Origin of the sequence: Streptococcus sp. ST14 (assembly GCF_046098195.1) — a bacterium.
Lineage (GTDB): Bacteria > Bacillota > Bacilli > Lactobacillales > Streptococcaceae > Streptococcus.
The window spans coordinates 12,781-32,799 of sequence record NZ_JBJUSF010000001.1; the positions used below are offsets into that span (position 1 = coordinate 12,781).

The 20,019-nt window shown below is 41.3% G+C and carries 5 protein-coding genes and 1 pseudogene; 5 read left to right on the plus strand and 1 reads right to left on the minus strand.

Annotated features, from left to right (window positions below; translation table 11 throughout):
• The first annotated feature begins 28 nt into the window (after positions 1–28).
• The gene (gene tagD / locus ACIY19_RS00070) at positions 29–421 is read left to right on the plus strand and encodes a glycerol-3-phosphate cytidylyltransferase (RefSeq protein ID WP_409002390.1); all 393 of its coding nucleotides are present in this window, start codon (positions 29–31) and stop codon (positions 419–421) included.
• Positions 422–512: 91 nt separating this feature from the next.
• Positions 513–1,475: an acyltransferase family protein gene (locus ACIY19_RS00075; RefSeq protein ID WP_409002391.1), complete on the plus strand. Its 963-nt coding sequence runs from the start codon at positions 513–515 to the stop codon at positions 1,473–1,475.
• A 257-nt stretch (positions 1,476–1,732) separates the two neighbouring features.
• Here the strand turns inward: ACIY19_RS00075 and ACIY19_RS00080 are convergent.
• Positions 1,733–2,752 (minus strand): annotated as a pseudogene (locus ACIY19_RS00080) (IS30 family transposase).
• Between the two features lie 188 nt (positions 2,753–2,940).
• Between ACIY19_RS00080 and ACIY19_RS00085 the strand changes: the two are divergent.
• The 3 genes from ACIY19_RS00085 to ACIY19_RS00095 all read left to right on the plus strand — a co-directional run bounded on the left by ACIY19_RS00085 (position 2,941) and on the right by ACIY19_RS00095 (position 19,965).
• Positions 2,941–4,923: a peptide ABC transporter substrate-binding protein gene (locus ACIY19_RS00085; RefSeq protein ID WP_409002392.1), complete on the plus strand. Its 1,983-nt coding sequence runs from the start codon at positions 2,941–2,943 to the stop codon at positions 4,921–4,923.
• A 283-nt stretch (positions 4,924–5,206) separates the two neighbouring features.
• On the plus strand, positions 5,207–11,575 hold the full coding sequence (locus ACIY19_RS00090; protein WP_409002393.1) for a SpGH101 family endo-alpha-N-acetylgalactosaminidase: 6,369 nt from the start codon (positions 5,207–5,209) through the stop codon (positions 11,573–11,575).
• A gap of 140 nt (positions 11,576–11,715) precedes the next feature.
• Positions 11,716–19,965, plus strand: a complete 8,250-nt coding sequence (locus ACIY19_RS00095; RefSeq protein WP_409002394.1) for an SIALI-17 repeat-containing surface protein — start codon at positions 11,716–11,718, stop codon at positions 19,963–19,965.
• Positions 19,966–20,019 lie beyond the last annotated feature (54 nt).

A 20,019-nucleotide genomic window follows, 5' to 3' on the forward strand; every position in this document is an offset into this window, starting at 1 on the left:
AACGAAAGTTAGATAAGAGGAATAGGATATGAAAAGAGTAATTACTTATGGGACTTTTGATTTGCTCCATTATGGGCATATTAATTTGTTAAAAAGAGCAAAGCAATTAGGCGATTATTTAATTGTAGTTGTTTCAAGTGATGAGTTCAATTTAAAAGAAAAAAATAAAATTTGTTATTTTAATTATGAACATAGAAAAAATTTAGTTGAGGCAATACGATATGTAGATCTAGTAATACCTGAAACTAGTTGGGAACAAAAAAAATCAGATGTAAAAGAGTATCATATTGATACTTTTGTAATGGGCGATGATTGGAAAGGTAAATTTGATTATCTAAAAGAAGAAGGCGTTGAAGTAGTCTATTTGCCCAGAACGAAAGAAATTTCAACAACTAAAATTAAAGAGAATTTAGCAGACTAAATATAGAGTGAAAATGTTGCATTTATATTTTTAATAATTTATTATAGAGAGCACATTGAGTCTAGAGTTTTGCATTTTTAGGTGGAGGAAGATGGAGACTAAAGAGAATAAAGTAATGGATAATACCACTTTACATGCTATTAAAACATTAGCCTGTTTTAGTGTGGTTGCTATACATATATGGCTACCAGGAAAAATTGGAGCTGTTTATCAGATAATTGCACGATTTGCAGTACCAATGTTTTTTTTGATTTCTGGTTTTTATTCATATAATATTTCAAAGTCTAAAATACAGCAAAGAATAAAAAAAATATTTAGATTAACATTAATAAGTACATTTTTTTATGCAGCTATTTTTATCTATACATTATGGAAAGAAAATAATTTGCAATTTCCTTTTCAGACTTTTAGTTTTACGAATATCATAAGGTTTATATTTTTTAATAGAATATCAGATTTAATAGGTTCTCTGGCTACACCACTTTGGTATCTATATGCTATACTATATATCTATATTTACCTTTATTTTTCTAACAAGAGATTGCTGTTTAGGAAACAAGTGATTGCTATACTTTTGCTACTTGCTTTTATTATTGAATTCATGATTAATGATTCAATTTTTTACAGAAATTTTTTATTTATGGGAATACCGTTCTTTGGAATAGGGAATTTCTTGGCACAGATAAAAAAGAGGATTATTAATTGTCGAGTGATAAATAAATTATTAATCTTGGGAATGATTATATATCCAATGCTAGTATTTTTTGAGTATCACAGTTTAGGTAATTCTTTTGAACTTTATATAAGTTCAATACTTGCTGTAATAATGTTGATGTTATTTGCAATAAAAAAACCTAATGCTATTGACATTGGAATACTGAATGAAATTGGAGAAAAATACACCACTTTTATTTACATAACGCACCAGTTTGTTATTTTGATATTTACAGTGTTAATTTCTAATACTTACATTCTTAAATTTGGGACGATTTTTGTTTTTCTAATATGCTATGGTTTAGGAAAGCTATTTCAATTTGTGAAACAAATCAGATGAAAATAAATAATAGTTGAAAAAATGCAAAACGGATTATTAGTTGAGATCAAATTAGATTTCGTCATGATTATGATTTGTGTACAATGTAGAATATTATATAATCGAAAAGAAGGTTCTGGTGAACTTTCTTTTTGATTATTCCTAGAAGATTAAATATTTTCGGAAAAATGAAAAGGAAAAGTATGCAAAAAATTATAAGTACCCTAATTGTCAAGTCAAGTGCAACAAAGTTGTCCTTCTGATTAAGTGAGTATCTTTCAAGCCGTTTGAGTTAGCTCAAATAGCTTTTTTGCGGACTGATAGTCATGAATTCGTCTAGGTCTTTCATTGATAGCCTTTGTATAGTCCTCTAAAAGATTCTGATTTAGTTCTTTTAACGAACACCCCTTCGGAATGAACTCTCTTAGTAGTCCATTGAAATTCTCATTTGTACCTCGTTCATAAGATGAATAGGCATGTTCAAAATATACATCTAATCCCTCTATCTTACTCAATGATGAAAATTCTTTTCCATTATCTGCAGTTATGGACTTAATGGGATAAAGTTTCATACACTCTAAGACTGCTTGATTGTCATACTCTGCTTTCTTTTCGACGAGTTTCTTGGTGACGGCATAGCGTGTTTGACGTTCTACCAAGGTCAGAATAGAAGGTTCTCCTATTGTCTTTCCACCCAGAACAGAATCGATTTCCCAATCTCCAAAACGGAACGATTATTGATTTCTTCTGGTCGTTCTTCAATTGACTTTCCTAGATGTTTCGTGGTAGAGGGGCGCTTGGTAAATTTCTTACGGATCCGCACTGCTCTTGGTAAATCAATAACCTTAATCTCTAATAAACCTTGATGGATATAGTTATAGAGCGTCTTGGTTGAAGGAGCAACCGCATCTATATGTTGAAGTCTATAGGTATGAACAAAGGTATCCACGCTATGCACCCTTGGTTTCTCTCTCATTGCTTCTGTAAATTTTGTCAGAAAGTCGTCCGATACACGATCCAGTTTCAGATAATAGCTGGCTTCTCTAGCATGACGATAACGGTTATGGGCAGCATCTGCATAATAGTGTTGGTAATAGACCTTCTGCCCATTTACTTTTTTCACTTGTGTTATGGAACCACGATTAATTTCACGAGTAATAGTAGAGCGATTTCTCCCTAGTCTATGAGCAATCTCAGCAAGGTTTGAGTCCTACGCTTAAATAAGCTTCAATTTCCCCTCGCTCAGCTTCAGATAAGTGCTTGTATGATTGATTTGTGGTAGAATAATTAGTGGACATGTTCATCTTCCTTTATACTGTTTTTCGCAACTCTAGTATATCAGATGAACATGTCTTTTTTGTTGCACTTCATTTTACAACAGGGCATTTTTCAGAAAATGCTAAAATCATTCAAAAATTCTGAAAATTCTGTTGACATCTTTCTGAAAAGGTTCTATAATAGATAGAAAGTTTTAAAGGAGAAAATGATGAAAAGTTCAAAACTATTTGCTCTTGCAGGTGTAACCTTATTGACGGCTACTACTTTAGCTGCATGCTCTGGATCAGGTTCGAGCGCTAAAGGAGAGAAGACATTCTCATATATCTATGAAACAGACCCTGACAACCTCAACTATTTGACAACTGGTAAGGCAGCAACTGCTGACATTACTAGTAATGTGATTGATGGATTGCTTGAAAATGACCGCTATGGTAACTTTGTGCCATCTATGGCTGAGGATTGGTCTGTATCTAAGGACGGCTTGACTTACACATATACGCTTCGTAAGGATGCAAAATGGTATACCTCTGAAGGTGAGGAATACGCAGAAGTCAAAGCTCAAGACTTTGTAACAGGGCTTAAATATGCTGCTGATAAAAAATCTGATGGTCTTTATCTTGTTCAGGAATCAATCAAAGGCTTGGATGCTTATGTGAAAGGTGAAATTAAAGATTTCTCACAAGTTGGTATTAAGGCTCTTGATGATCAAACAATTCAGTACACCTTGAACAAGCCAGAAAGTTTCTGGAATTCTAAGACAACAATGGGTGTTCTGGCTCCTGTTAATGAAGAATTTTTGAACTCTAAAGGGGATGACTTTGCTAAAGGTACAGACCCAAGCAGTATTCTCTACAATGGACCATTCTTACTCAAATCAATCGTAGCCAAATCGTCAGTCGAGTTCGAAAAGAATCCAAACTATTGGGACAAAGACAATGTTCATCTTGATAAAGTGAAATTATCCTTCTGGGATGGTCAAGATACTAATAAGCCAACTGAAGCTTTCAAAGATGGCAGCTTTACAATGGCGCGTCTCTTCCCAACAAGCGCTAGCTACCCAGAGACTGAAAAAGCATTTAAAGACAATATTGTTTACACACAACAAGATTCTACTACTTATTTAGTAGGTACTAATATTGATCGCCAGTCTTATAAGTATACTTCTAAGACAACGGATGAAGAAAAAACATCAACCAAGAAAGCTCTTCTAAACAAAGATTTCCGTCAAGCTCTTGCCTTTGGTTTTGATAGAACCGCCTATGCCTCTCAAGTAAACGGTGCAAGTGGTGCGACTAAACTGCTTCGTAACTTGTTTGTCCCACCTACATTTGTTCAAGCAGATGGCAAAAACTTTGGTGAGTTGGTCAAAGAAAAATTGGTGACTTATGGAGACGAGTGGAAGGATGTAAATTTAGCTGATGCCCAAGATGGACTCTATAACGCAGATAAGGCCAAAGCAGAATTTGCCAAAGCTAAGACAGCTCTTCAAGCAGAAGGTGTGAAATTCCCAATCCACTTGGATATGCCAGTAGACCAAACAAATACAACAAAAGTTCAACGTGTTCAATCCTTCAAACAATCGCTTGAAGCTACTCTAGGGTCAGAGAACGTCGTTGTCGATATCCAACAACTTCAAAAAGATGATGTCTTGAATATCACTTACTTTGCTGAAACTGCAGCTGGAGAAGACTGGGATATCTCAGATAACGTGGGCTGGTCTCCAGACTTCGCAGACCCATCTACTTACCTTGATATCATCAAGCCATCTGTCGGAGAAAATACAAAGACTTACCTAGGATTTGACTCTGGAACAAACAACGCTGCAGCTAAGCAAGTTGGTTTGGAAGACTACGAAAAAATGGTTGTGAAAGCTGGTGAAGAAGTGAATGACGTTTCAAAACGTTATGAGAAATATGCTGCTGCCCAAGCTTGGTTGACCGATAGTGCCTTGATCATCCCAACAACTTCTAAAACTGGTCGTCCAATGTTGTCTAAGATGGTACCATTTACGCTTCCGTTTGCATACTCTGGTAACAAGGGTACAAGCGAAGCCCTATTGTATAAATACCTAGATGTACAAGATAAACCTGTAACAGCAGAAGAATATCAAAAAGCTCAAGATAAATGGATGAAAGAAAAAGAAGAGTCGAATAAAAAGGCCCAAGAAGATCTCGCAAAACATGTGAAATAACTGTTGCAAAATATAAGAAAGGATTTAGTATTTCTCTTGAATGCTGAATCCTTTTTTACATTTGTAAAGAAAGATTCTAAATTTGGAGCCTATTTTTGTCAGAATAGAGAAAATTTTCCTTAATTTTACTTGTTTCCTATTGCTTTCTTAGCTATTATTTGTTATATTAAAAGCACAATTATTTTTTATTTATCAGGGTTAAGCATTGCACTTTCAGAGAAAGGAGTATTTTTTAAAAAAGAAATGTAAACGCTTACTGGAAAATGAAAGGATTTAGGAGTTCATGGATAAACGATTTTTTGAAAAACGCTGTAAGTTCAGTATTCGTAAGTTTACGCTTGGAGTAGCTTCGGTAATGATTGGGGCGACTTTCTTTGCTGCTGCTCCAGTCTTAGCAGATCAAGCAAGAGTTGGTTCAACAGATAATTTGCCGAGTGAACTAGCTGATTTGGATAAGAAGGCTAGTGATGAGGGGCACGATTTTGACAAGGAAGCTGCCGCTCAGAATCCTGGTTCAGCTGAGACTACTGAAGGCCCACAAACAGAAGAAGAGTTGTTGGCTCAAGAAAAAGAAAAGTCTGAAAAGCCAAGCAATCTGCCAAAAGAATTAGAAGATAAGTTGGAGAAAGCTGAAGACAATGGGCGCGAAGTTAACAAGGATCAATTGGCCCAAGATACTGGCAAGCTCGTCCCAGAAGATGTGGCTAAGACTACCAATGGGGAATTAAACTATGGCGCGACTGTTAAGATCAAGACGCCATCAGGAGAAGGTAGCGGTATTGTCGTTGCTAAAGACCTTGTCTTGACGGTTTCTCACAACTTTATCAAGGATAGCCAAGACGGCAATATCCGTAAGGTTGTGGATAATGACCAAGGGGATGGAGATATCTATAGCATCTCATATCCAGGATTGCCAGATGTCAAGTTTAGCAAGAAAGATATTATTCATTGGGATCGTGAAGGCTACCTGAAAGGCTTCAAAAATGATTTGGCCCTAGTGAGATTGCGTACAGTTCTCGAAAATACGCCTGTTGAAGTAACTAAAAAGCCAGTTGTTAAGAAAATTGGAGATAAACTCCATGTCTTTGGTTATCCAGAAGGAAAATTGAATCCGATTGTCAATACTACAGTTGATTTTGCGGAACCATACGGAGAAGGTGTCCAAGGGATTGGTTACCAAGGAGGAAAACCGGGCGCTAGTGGTGGCGGTATCTTTGATACAGAAGGCAAACTAGTCGGTGTTCACCAAAATGGTGTAGTTGGAAAACGGAGCGGAGGCATTCTCTTCTCACCAGCTCAACTAAAATGGATCCAAGACCACATGAAGGGAATTTCAAGTGTGAAACCAGCAGACTTGGAAGAGAAAGAAAAACCGGCTGAAGAAAAACCAAAAGAGAATAAACCTGCAGCTGCGAAACCTGAAACACCTAAGACAGTAACTCCTGAATGGCAAACAGTAGCGAATAAAGAGCAACAAGGAACCGTCACTATTCGTGAAGAAAAGGGTGTTCGCTACAATCAATTGTCTTCAACTGCACAGAACGACAATGGTGATAAACCAGCCTTGTTTGAAAAACAAGGATTGACAGTTGACGCTAATGGAAATGCGACAGTTGATTTAACCTTCAAAGATGATTCTGAAAAGGGCAAATCACGCTTTGGTGTCTTCTTGAAATTTAAAGATACCAAGAACAATGTTTTTGTTGGATATGACCAAGGTGGCTGGTTCTGGGAATACAAAACTCCAGGTAACAGCACATGGTATCAGGGCGGTCGTGTTGCAGCTCCAGTAAATGGATCAGTGAATCATCTGACTATTAGTTTAAAATCAGACGGTCAGCTGAATGCAACAAATAATGATGTAAAACTTTTTGATACAGTTACTTTGCCAGCTGCTGTTAATGAGAATCTTAAAAATGAGAAGAAGATCCTTCTCAAGGCAGGAACTTATAGCAATGACCGTACGGTTGTTAGCGTTAAAACAGACAATCAAGAAGGTGTAAAAGCAGATGATACTCCTGCCCAGAAAGAAACAGGTCCTGCCGTTGATGATAGCAAGGTGACTTATGATACGATCCAGTCTAAGGTCCTCAAGGCAGTGATTGACCAAGCCTTTCCTCGTGTCAAGGAATACACCTTGAATGGACATACTTTGCCAGGACAAGTTCAACAACTTAAGAAAATCTTGGTAAACAATCGCGAAATTACACCTGAAGTCACTTATAAGAAAATCAATGAGACAACAGCAGAGTATTTGATGAAACTTCGTGACGAGAAGAATTTCATCAATGCAGATATGACAGTACGCTTGCAAGTTGTGGACAATCAATTACATTTTGATGTGACCAAGATTGTCAACCACAATCAAGTTACTCCAGGTCAGAAGATTGATGATGAAAGAAAACTTCTCTCCTCTATCAATTTCTTAGGAAACTCACTTGTGTCAGTTTCGAGCGACCAAACTGGAGCTAAGTTTGACGGGGCAACCATGTCAAACAACACTCATATCAGTGGAGATGAACATATTGCTGTAACCAATCCAATGAAAGATTTGGCTAAGGGCTATATGTATGGTTTTGTTTCTACAGATAAGCTTGCTGCAGGTGTTTGGAGTAACTCTCAAAACAGCTACGGTGGTGGTTCGAATGACTGGACTCGTTTGACAGCATTCAAACAAACTGTTGGAAATACAAACTATGTGGGAATCCAAAGTTCTGAATGGCAATGGGAAAAAGCTTATAAGGGCATTGTTTTCCCAGAATACACGAAGGAACTTCCAAGTGCCAAGGTTGTTATCACTGAAGATGCCAATGCTGACAACAAAGTCGACTGGCAAGATGGTGCCATTGCTTATCGTAGCATCATGAACAACCCTCAAGGCTGGGAAAAAGTCAAGGATATCACTGCTTACCGTATCGCGATGAACTTTGGTTCTCAAGCACAAAACCCATTCCTTATGACCTTGGATGGTATCAAGAAAATCAATCTCCACACAGATGGTCTTGGGCAAGGTGTTCTCCTTAAAGGATATGGTAGTGAAGGTCATGACTCTGGACACTTGAACTATGCTGATATTGGTAAACGTATTGGTGGTGTCGAAGACTTCAAGACCTTGATTGAAAAAGCGAAGAAATATGGAGCTCATCTAGGTATCCACGTGAACGCTTCTGAGACTTATCCTGAGTCTAAATACTTTAATGAAAATATTCTTCGTAAGAATCCAGATGGAAGCTACAGCTATGGTTGGAACTGGTTAGACCAAGGTATCAACATCGATGCTGCTTATGACTTGGCGCATGGACGCTTGGCTCGCTGGGAAGACTTAAAGAAAAAACTTGGTGAAGGTCTCGACTTTATCTATGTGGACGTATGGGGCAATGGTCAATCAGGTGATAACGGTGCCTGGGCTACCCACGTTCTTGCTAAAGAAATCAACAAACAAGGCTGGCGTTTTGCGATTGAGTGGGGCCATGGTGGTGAATACGACTCTACCTTCCAACACTGGGCAGCTGACTTGACCTATGGTGGCTACACTAATAAAGGTATCAACAGTGCTATCACCCGCTTTATCCGCAACCACCAAAAAGATTCTTGGGTTGGGGACTACAGAAGTTACGGTGGTGCAGCCAACTACCCACTTCTAGGTGGCTACAGCATGAAAGACTTTGAAGGCTGGCAAGGAAGAAGCGACTACAATGGCTATGTAACCAACTTATTTGCCCATGATGTCATGACTAAGTACTTCCAACACTTCACTGTAAGTAAATGGGAAAATGGTACACCAGTTACCATGTCTGATAACGGCAGCACCTATAAATGGACTCCAGAAATGAAGGTTGAGCTAGTCGATGCTGCAGGTAACAAGGTTGTTGTGACTCGTAAGTCAAATGATGTCAATAGCCCGCAATACCGCGAACGTACAGTAACGCTCAATGGACGTGTCATCCAAGATGGTTCAGCTTACTTGACTCCTTGGAACTGGGATGCAAATGGTAAGAAACTTCCTACTGATAAGGAAAAAATGTACTACTTCAATACGCAGGCCGGTGCAACAACTTGGACACTTCCGAGCGATTGGGCAAATAGCAAGGTTTACCTTTACAAGCTAACTGACCAAGGTAAGACAGAAGAGCAAGAACTAACTGTAAAAGATGGCAAGATTACCCTAGACCTTCTAGCAAATCAACCATACGTTCTTTACCGTTCAAAACAAACCAATCCTGAAATGTCATGGAGCGAAGGCATGCATATCTATGACCAAGGATTTAACAGTGGAACCTTGAAACACTGGACCATTTCTGGTGATGCTTCTAAGGCAGAAATTGTCAAATCACAAGGCGCAAATGAAATGCTTCGTATCCAAGGCAATAAGAGCAAGGTCAGTCTTACTCAGAAACTGACTGGCTTGAAACCAAATACCAAGTATGCCGTTTATGTCGGTGTCGATAACCGTAGTAATGCCAAGGCAAGTATCACTGTGAATACCGGTGAAAAAGAAGTGACTACTTATACCAATAAGTCTCTCGCTCTCAACTATGTTAAGGCTTATGCTCACAATACACGTCGTGACAATGCTACAGTTGACAATACAAGTTACTTCCAAAACATGTACGCCTTCTTTACAACTGGATCTGACGTCTCAAATGTTACTCTTACTTTGAGTCGTGAAGCTGGTGATGAGGCAACTTACTTTGATGAAATTCGTACCTTTGAAAACAATTCAAGCATGTACGGAGAAAACCATGATACAGGTAAAGGCACCTTCAAACAAGACTTTGAAAATGTAGCTCAAGGAATCTTCCCATTTGTAGTGGGTGGTGTCGAAGGTGTCGAAGACAACCGCACTCACTTGTCTGAAAAACATGATCCATATACACAACGTGGTTGGAACGGTAAGAAAGTTGATGATGTTATCGATGGAAATTGGTCACTCAAGACCAATGGACTGGTGAGCCGTCGTAACTTGGTTTACCAAACTATTCCGCAAAACTTCCGCTTTGAGGCAGGTAAGACTTACCGTGTAACCTTTGAATACGAAGCAGGATCAGACAATACCTATGCCTTTGTAGTCGGTAAGGGAGAATTCCAGTCAGGTCGTCGTGGTAGTCAAGCAAGCAACTTGGAAATGCATGAATTGCCAAACACTTGGACAGATTCTAAGAAAGCCAAGAAAGTAACCTTCCTCGTGACAGGTGCAGAAACAGGCGATACTTGGGTAGGTATCTACTCAACTGGAAACGCAAGCAATACTCATGGAGATGCTGGCGGAAATGCCAACTTCCGTGGTTATAACGACTTCATGATGGATAATCTTCAAATCGAAGAAATTACCCTAACAGGTAAGATGCTGACAGAAAATGCTCTGAAGAACTACTTGCCAACGGTTACCATGAGCAACTATACGAAAGAGTCTATGGATGCTTTGAAAGAGGCGGTCTTTAACCTCAGTCAGGCAGATGATGACATTAGCGTGGAAGAAGCGCGTGCAGAGATTGCCAAGATTGAAGCTTTGAAGAATGCTTTAGTTCAGAAGAAGACAGCCTTGGTAGCAGAAGACTTTGAAAGTTTGGATGCGCCAGCTCAACCAGGTGAAGGTCTTGAGAATGCCTTTGATGGTAATGTGTCTAGTCTATGGCATACATCTTGGAATGGAGGAGATGTAGGCAAGCCTGCAACCATGGTCTTGAAAGAACCAACTGGAATCACTGGACTTCGCTATGTTCCACGTGCCTCTGATTCAAATGGAAACTTGCGAGATGTGAAACTGGTTGTCACAGATGAGTCTGGTAAGGAACATACCTTTAACGTAACAGATTGGCCAAATAATAACAAACCAAAAGACATTGACTTTGGCAAGACAATCAAGGCTAAGAAAATTGTCCTTACAGGTACCAAGACTTACGGAGATGGTGGCGATAAATACCAATCTGCAGCGGAACTCATCTTTACCCGTCCACAAGTAGCAGAAACACCGCTTGACATGTCTGAATATGAAGCAGCTTTGGCTAAGGCGCAGAAATTAACAGACAAAGACAATCAAGAGGAAGTAGCTAGCGTTCAGGCAAGCATGAAATATGCGACGGATAACCATCTCTTGACGGAAAGAATGGTGGCCTACTTCGCAGACTATCTCAATCAATTAAAAGATTCTGCTACGAAACCAGATGCTCCAACAAGTAGCAAGGGAGAAGAACAACCACCAGTTCTTGATGTACCTGAGTTCAAAGGCGGCGTCAATGCAACAGAAGCAGCTGTACATGAAGTCCCTGAGTTCAAGGGCGGCGTTAATGCGGTTGAAGCCTTGGTTCACGAATTACCAGAATACAAAGGTGGAGCCAATGCGGTCCTAGCGGCTGCAAATGAAGTCCCTGAGTTTAAGGGTGGCGTCAATGCGGTCCAAGCCTTGGTAAACGAGAAACCAGCCTACACAGGTGTATTGGCTACAACTGGAGATCAAGCAGCTCCAACTGTTGAAAAACCTGAGTACCCGCTCACTCCAAGTCCAGTAGCTGATACCAAAACTCCGGGAGCTAAAGATGAAGAAAAACTACCTGCTACAGGGGAGCACAGCTCAGAAGTAGCCCTCTTCTTAGCAAGCGTGAGCATCGCTTTATCTGCTGCGGTCCTTGCGACAAAACGTAAAGAAGATTAATGAGATTTGATTTCAGCAGTTCAAAGCAACTCGAATCAAAAAGGAACAAACAGCCGGAGAGGACCTCTTGGTTCTCTCCTTTTTCAAAGGAGAAATGATACCGCTTACTCATGTATGCGGATGAAAGGAATAGGAGAAAGATGGATAGACATTTTTTTGAGAAACGCTGTCACTATAGTATAAGAAAATTTGCAATCGGTGCAGCCTCCGTTATGATTGGTGCTAGCATCTTTGGCGCCAATATGGTTCAGGCGGCAGAAACAGCAACACCTTCAGAGACAGAGGGAAGCATCACCCATGTTCAAGCGCTTGATAAGTTACCCGATGATTTAGCCGATGCGCTTAAAAAGGCGGATGCAGAAGCTGCAACAGAAGCAAGTCATGAAGAAACTCCAGCGACTGACGAAGGAAGCAATCCTACATCAAGTGAAGAGGCAAAACCAGAGACAAGTCCTACAAGTCCCAAGCCAGCAGAAACGCCGAAACCGGTTGAAACACCAAAGGCAGACAATAAACCAGCTGAAACTGCTACGCCAGCAGCAAAACCAGCTGAAAAGCAAATTGAAGATAGAGAAGATGTCAACCATCTCGAAGGTGCTACTGCTCAGGCGAGCAACCATGAGACTGGTACCAACTTTACTGCGGATAAAGCTATCGATGGAGATGACAATACTCGTTGGGCTACAGACAAAGATGTACCAAAACCAACTTTTGAATTAACTCTGCCAAAGACTACCTTGATCAAACATGTAGAAATTGACTGGGATCGTCGTCTTCGTAATGGGCAAAATGACCCTAATATCAAATCTTGGAGTCTCTACTATGCAGGTCAAGAAGACGTGGGCGCTAATGGAGAAAAACAATGGAAACTCGCTCATACCAAGACTGGAGAACCTGTTTTAGATGAGAAAGTTGACCTAGCTGAAAGTATTCAAGCTAAATATCTTAAGTTAGAAATTAACGACTATCAAGCGGGCACAATGGGTTGGAGAAACGTTGGAATCCAAGAAATTCGAGCTTATTCTAACGTTCCGGACCACAGTAAGGTAACGGATATCCGCCAAGTAACAGAACTATCAGTAGCAGAAGACGGACAGTCTCTTGTCTTGCCAACTTTACCAGGGAAAGTCAGTCTCATCGGAAGCAACAAACAAGGTGTAATTGACCTTCAAAATCACATCTATAAACCTTTGACAGATCAACGTGTCAAGGTCATGGTCCAACAAATCAGAGACAGTCATACCTTTACCAAAGAGTTTGAAGTAGTCATCAAGGGTCTACATCAGGACGAGGGTGTGGGTGTGAAACCAAAAGTAGCGCCAGCTGTTCAACAATGGTATGGAAAAGAAGGTCAATCTTCTATCACTTCAGATACAGTCCTTGCGACAGGAGATTCTGGCTTTGATCAAGCTGCAAGCTTTTACCAGTCAGACCTTGCAAGCCGTGGATTGGAACTAGCAACAGGTGACAAACAGGCTCAAAAACGAATCGAGTTTAAAAAGGTTGAAAACAAAGGTTATGGCAAGGAAGGCTATGGCATCACTATCCAAAATGATGTGATTACCATCGAAGCCGCAACGAACACAGGAGCCTTCTACGCTACTCGTACTCTTCTTCAAATGGGAGAAACAGACCTACAAAATGGCGAAATCCGTGATTTCCCAAGCTTCAGTCATCGTGGCTTTATGCTGGATACAGGTCGTAAATTTATCCCATATGACACCCTTGTAGACATCATGCTCAACATGGCCTACTACAAGATGAACGACTTGCAGTTGCACCTCAACGATAACTATATCTTCCTTAAGGAACACCTGGCAGGTAAGAATTTGAGTCCAGAAGAACAACTCAAGTATGTACTTGAACATGCCAAGACTGGTTTCCGTGTGGAGACAGACATTGTCGGTAAGAATGGTCAAAAATTGACATCAGATGAGCATTATACCAAGGAAGAAATGCAAAATCTGATTAAACTTGCCAAGGCCTTGCATATCAATCTAGTGCCAGAAATTGACACACCAGGTCACGCTCTATCATTTGTCAAAGTCCGTCCAGACCTCATGTATCAAGGTAGTTTGAGCGATTATGCAGGCAAGCACAATGTTGAGCGCGTAGCTATGCTAGACTTGGATAACAAGTACGAAGAAACTCTTAAATTTGTCAAATCAGTTTATGACAAACTCCTCGATGGTCCAGATGCACCACTTCATGGGGTATCCACTGTTCATATTGGAACGGATGAATACTATGGCAGCAGAGAAAGTTATCGTCGCTATGTCAATGACCTTATCAAATACATTAAAGGAAAAGGTTATACCCCTCGTATCTGGGGCTCGCTCAGTGCGAAACGTGGAAACACTCCTGTTGATTGGAACGGAGTAGAAGTTGATATCTGGAGTATCGGATGGCAACGACCAAATGAAGCCATTGCTCAGGGAGCTAAGATTATCAATATCACGGATGTACCGACCTATAGTGTACCAAGTGGAAGCAATAGTCAAGCAGCCTACGGGGACTATGCTAACTACGAACGTCAGTACAATAGCTGGACACCGAATGATTTTAGAACAGGTGGAGGTCCACTACTACCAGCTTCTCATCCAAGTATTCTTGGTGGTGGGCACGCAGTTTGGAATGACAATATCGACCTTCATGAGACAGGTTTGACCTCTTATGATATCTTTAAACGCTTCTTCAAGAGCATGCAAACTACTGCGGAGCGCACTTGGGGATCTGACCGTGCAGCTGCGACCTTTGCAGAACGCACCCTACCAACGAGCCCTTATGCGCCACAGTCAAATCCTGATAAAGAGATTGATCAAAGCGACTTGTTTACCATCAATTCTGAAACAGTAAAGAACTATGCAAGCAAGAAGGTGAAGGCAAGCGAGCAGGGATTGGCTTTTGAGAAAGATAGCAGCATCGAAGGCTTAGCAGGTGATGTTGGTCCAAGTCATGTCTTGAAGTTTGATGTGACTGTCACTGGTGATGGTGAACAAACCTTCTCAACAAGTGGGGACAACCGTATCTATCTAGCTGATAAAGATGGCTATCTTGCTTATCAATTTGAACAGTTCCATATCCAATTCAATAAAAAACTTGAAAAGAACAAACGTTATCAAATCTCTATCGTGACCAAACCACAATCTACAGAAGTCTATGTGGATGGTGAAAAGATTGAGCGTATCGCAAATCCAGCCCACCCTCGCTTTGCCCACAATAGCTTGGTACTACCGCTTGAAAGCATCGGTGGTTTCAAAGGAATCTTGCATAGTGCAGAGTTGTCAGACAAACCATTTGTAAATCCTCGCTTGATTTCAAATGATAAGATTACGGCAACCGCAAGCAGTCAGCAACTTCCAGGAAACGCGACTGAAGGCGCTGTTGAAAAGGCCTTTGACAATGATCCAAATACCTTCTGGCATACTAAGTGGACTGGTGACACTGGGCCATACACCCTTACTATGACCTTGAAAGAAGCAGAAAAAGTCAATGGCTTGACGTATCTCCCACGTCCAGGTGGTGGAAATGGTGTCGTGACGCGCTACGAAATCTACGCACAAAAAGATGGCCAAATGGTCAAGGTTTCAGAAGGAAGCTGGGACAACAACGCCCAAGAAAAAACAGTCAACTTTACGGCGGTGCATACCAACAAGATTGAGTTGAAAGTATTGGAAGGCGTTGGTGGTTTTGCAAGTGCAGCTGAAGTTCATCTATTGAAACCTGTTAAAGAAGAGCAAGAAACGCCTGCACCAAGTCAACCAGAAAAACCAACTACACCAGAAAAACCAAAAGTAGAGCAAACAGGTGATGGAACAGTTGAATTGGCAGATCAATTTACTGCAAGTAAACCAGCTAGCGAAGACAGCATTGCAGCTGCCAGCAAGAGCGCAGACTATCTCAAGAAAGAGTACAAGGTCTTCCCAACGCCACAAAAAGTGACTTATGGAGAAGGAGTCACAGCCCTTCGCAAGCAAGTCAATCTGGTCATGGGCGATCAACTCGATATCTATACTCGCAATCGCTTGAAGAGTGTCTTGCAGGACAATCAAGTATCTTATACAACTGGTAAGGCAGCAATCGCTGGCGCAACCAATATCTATCTTGGGGTGCATGGACAAGGCTCACAAGCAGAGCAAAACTTGTCCAATGTTTCAGCAGGTCTCTTTGACAAGATTGACGCCTATGTCTTGAGCATCAAGGATAATTCGATTTCCATCGTCGGAAAAGACACTGATGCGGTCTTCTATGGTTTAACAACCTTGAAACACATGCTCAAGGAAAGCCAAGTGCCAGTCCTTCGCAATGTGACAGTAGAAGATTACGCAGAGCTCAAGAACCGTGGTTTCATCGAAGGTTACTATGGAAATCCATGGTCTAATGCCGATCGTGCAGAGCTCATGCGTTATGGTGGCGATTTGAAATTGAACCAATACTTCTTTGCACCAAAAGATGATCCATACCACAACAAGAAATGGCGTGAACTCTATCCAGAAGAAAAACTAGCTGAAATCCGTGAACTTGCTCGTGTCGGAAATCAAAGTAAAACTCGCTATGTCTGGACTATCCATCCATTCATGAACAACCGCATCCGCTTTGGCAATGAAGTGCATTACCAAGAAGATTTGGCAACCATCAAGGCCAAATTTACCCAGTTGATGAAAGTGGGTGTCCGCGAATTTGGTATCCTTGCAGATGATGCTCCAAGCCCAGTCGGAGGCTACAATAGCTACAACCGCTTGATGCAAGATATGACCAAGTGGTTGACTGAAATGCAGGGAACTTACAGCGGTCTTCGTAAAGAAATGATCTTTGTTCCTGGCCAGTATTGGGGTAATGGACGTGAGGATGAGTTGAAATCCCTCAATGAAAATCTCCCAAGTTCAACCTCTATGACTTTGACGGGTGGTAAGATTTGGGGTGAAGTCTCTGAAAGCTTCCTTTCAACTCTCAAGAACAATCTATCCGCAGGAGGCAAGACCTATCGCCCAGTTTCACTTTGGATTAACTGGCCTGTAACAGATAACTCTAAACAACACTTGATTCTAGGTGGTGGTGAGAAATTCCTTCATCCGAATGTAGATCCAAGCTTGCTATCCGGTATCATGTTGAACCCAATGCAACAGTCTGAACCATCTAAGATTGCCCTCTTCGCTGGAGCTCAGTATACATGGAAACAGTGGAAATCAGAAGAAGAAGCTAAGAAACTCAATGACATTGCCTTCAACTTTGTTGAAAATGGTCATTTTGAAGATAGCAAGGTGTCAGCAGCCTTCCGCGAACTCGGTAAGCATATGATCAACCAAAACATGGATGGTCGTGTCGTTAAACTAGAAGAATCAGTTGAATTGGCTCCAAAATTAACAGACTTCATGACCAAGCTCAAAGCGGGTCAGGATGTAACTGCAGAACGTGCAACTTTGCGTGCAGAATTTGCCAAGATTAAAGAAGCGGCTGAACTTTATAAAGCATCAGGTGATAAAAAAATGGTTGCACAGATCCACTATTGGTTGGATAATGCAATCGACCAAATGAATGCCCTTGATGCCTTCCTAACAGGAACAGAGGCTATGGCTACAAATGATGCAGCCAAACTTTGGGATAGCTACTATAAAGGTTTGAAATTGTACGAACAGTCTCAAACTCACACCTTCCATTATGTAGACCATATGGAAAAAGCTGAATTGGGTGTTCAACATATTCGTCCATTTATCCTATCCCTGAAAGAAGTTCTAGCGTCTGAAGTTCAAAAAGTCTTGCACCCAGACCAAATCATCAGCACCTTTATCACCAATCGAACAGGTGTAGAAGGTGGTTTGGCAGAAGTAACGGATGGCGACTTGGCAACTCATGCGATTATTAAATCACCAAACAGCATCAAGACAGGTGATTATATTGGTATGAAGTTCAACAAGCCGGTAGCGATCCAAACCTTGACCTTTGCAATGGGAACGCAGGCAAATCCACGTGATACCTTTAGTAAGGCAGAAGTGCAGTATCAAGATGAAAATGATAACTGGGTAACTTTGAAAGAGCCAAGCTATGTCGGAAATGAATCCCTTCTTAAGTTTGAGAATCTCAATATCAAGGCTAAGGCAGTTCGTATGATTGCGACAGCAGATCGTGAAAATACCTGGTTTGCAGTTCAGGAAATTGCAGTTAACCGTCCAGTTGAAAAAGCTCGTAGCCAACAAGCAACGACAGTTAGTCTAAGTTCAAACTTAGTTTACAAACTAAATACCTCAGCCCGTCAAATCACTGATGGTAAAGACAATACAGAAGCCATGATGGCAAATGCTGACGGTAGCAATACGACACCAGTAGATGCCTGGGCACAACTGGACCTCGGTGAAGTCAAGTCAGTCACTAAAGTACGACTTCGCCAAGGAACGGGTGATAAACTTGCAGCAGGTGTGCTTGAGTATTCTACAGACGGTACTACTTGGCAGGAACTCGATCGCTTGTCAGGTGAGCAAACCAAGGAAGTGACTAGAGCAATCAATGCTCGCTACATCCGAGTACGCAATACTAAGGCTCTCGACCTCTGGTGGCGTATCCAAGACTTCTCTGTTGAGACACGCTCTGGAAACAGTGAGTTGACGGACACCAACGTCGATGCCTTGAAGGAAACGCCGGTAGTGGATAGTTTGGGACATTATGAGCTTCAAATTCCAGCTGGAACCAAACTTCCTGCAAATAGCTATCTAGGTATGAAACTCGACCGTATCCATCAGGTCAAGAGCATCCAGCTCCAAGGCCAAGCCAACCCAGCTCTTAGCCTTGAGTACTCTGCAAATGCTCAAGAATGGCTGCCAGCTAGCCAGTTGACTGATAGATCTGCAGCAAGCCACTTAGTACGTTATGTGCGTCTGGTCAACAAAACAGATCAGGAGCAAGCTATTACAGCAACTTCTCTCCTTGTGACGACTAAAGAAGTGCAACCAACCAAACTAGAATCTACAACTATGGGCATTCATCCAACATACGGAAGCAATGATGTTCGTAAACTAAACAACCTAGATCAATTATTTGATGGTGTTTATAACAACTTCGTTGAGTTTTCAGACTATGCTCGTAAAGATGGTCATGTGACCTTGAAACTTGGCAGCGAACGCACTATCAAGAAGATTAGAGCTTACATCCAAGACGGAACTCAAAACTATCTTCGTGATGGTAAAATCCAAGTCAGCCAAGACGGTAAAACTTGGACTGATGTCGTTACAGTAGGAGATGGTGTGGCCAATAGCACACACGATGATTCATTGACAGATGGTTGGACACATGATTCTAAGATGCCAGGAAATCGCTACATCGAAAGTGAATTGACGACACCAGTCAAAGCCAACTATCTCCGTGTCCTCTATACAGCAGACTATGATGCTCGTTTTGTAGGATTTACAGAATTGGTGATCAATGATGGCGAATTTGTCAAACCAATTAATGATCCAACTGTAGAAGGAAACGGTGGCGAAAGCCGAGGGAACTTCTATACTAATCTCGTAGACGGAAAAGTGTTGACTAGCTACAAAGCAGAACAAGATAAGGGAGAAATGGTTTATCACTTGTCTGAACCAACTAATGCCAACCATCTTCGTCTCATTTCAAGCCTTCCTGAAGGCGCGAAAGCACGTATTCTTGCTAGAACACTCAAGGATGGTCAAGACAGTTGGACAGACCTCGGTGCCATTACATCTAGTCTCCAAACCTTCGCTATCCGAAATGGTGGCTCTCTTCTAGACGTCAAATTAGTCTGGGAAGGTGGCAAGGCTGAGTTTTATGAATTGGCAAGCTTCCATCAAGAATTAACAGAAGAACCGCTCCAATCAAGCAAGGGTGAAGAACCAGCACCCGTTCTTGAGGTTCCTGAATTCACAGGTGGTGTCAATGCAGTTGAAGCCCTAGTACATGAACTTCCAGAGTACACAGGCCCAGTAGCGACAGTAGGAGACCAAGCTGCTCCGACAGTAGAGAAACCTGAGTTCAAGGGCGGTGTCAATGCAGTTGAAGCCCTAGTACATGAACTTCCAGAGTACACAGGCCCAGTAGCGACAGTAGGAGACCAAACTGCTCCAACAGTAGAGAAACCTGAGTTCAATGGCGGTGTCAATGCTGTTATGGCACTGGTACATGAGCTTCCAGAATACACAGGTCCATTATCGACAGTAGGCGACCAAGCAGCTCCAACAGTAGAAAAACCTGAGTTTAAACTTAGCACTCTAGTTTCTGATCAAGGTAAGACTCCAGATCATAAACAAGAAATTGCTAGACAAGAAACAGCAAAACAGAGCTTGCCAGCAACAGGTGAGAGTCAATCTGACACAGCCCTCTTCCTAGCAGGTGTTAGCCTAGCCCTATCTGCTCTCTTTGTAGCAAAAACAAAGAAAGACTAGTATTTCGTAAAACCTCTTAACAAGATTACGAAATCCGTTTCCTATCTTTCCCAA

Bases quoted from the DNA above. Each gene is read 5' to 3' on its own strand.
- tagD (WP_409002390.1), top strand. From the start codon at position 29: ATGAAAAGAGTAATTACTTATGGGACTTTTGATTTGCTCCATTATGGG.
- ACIY19_RS00075 (WP_409002391.1), top strand. From the start codon at position 513: ATGGAGACTAAAGAGAATAAAGTAATGGATAATACCACTTTACATGCT.
- ACIY19_RS00085 (WP_409002392.1), top strand. From the start codon at position 2,941: ATGAAAAGTTCAAAACTATTTGCTCTTGCAGGTGTAACCTTATTGACG.
- ACIY19_RS00090 (WP_409002393.1), top strand. From the start codon at position 5,207: ATGGATAAACGATTTTTTGAAAAACGCTGTAAGTTCAGTATTCGTAAG.
- ACIY19_RS00095 (WP_409002394.1), top strand. From the start codon at position 11,716: ATGGATAGACATTTTTTTGAGAAACGCTGTCACTATAGTATAAGAAAA.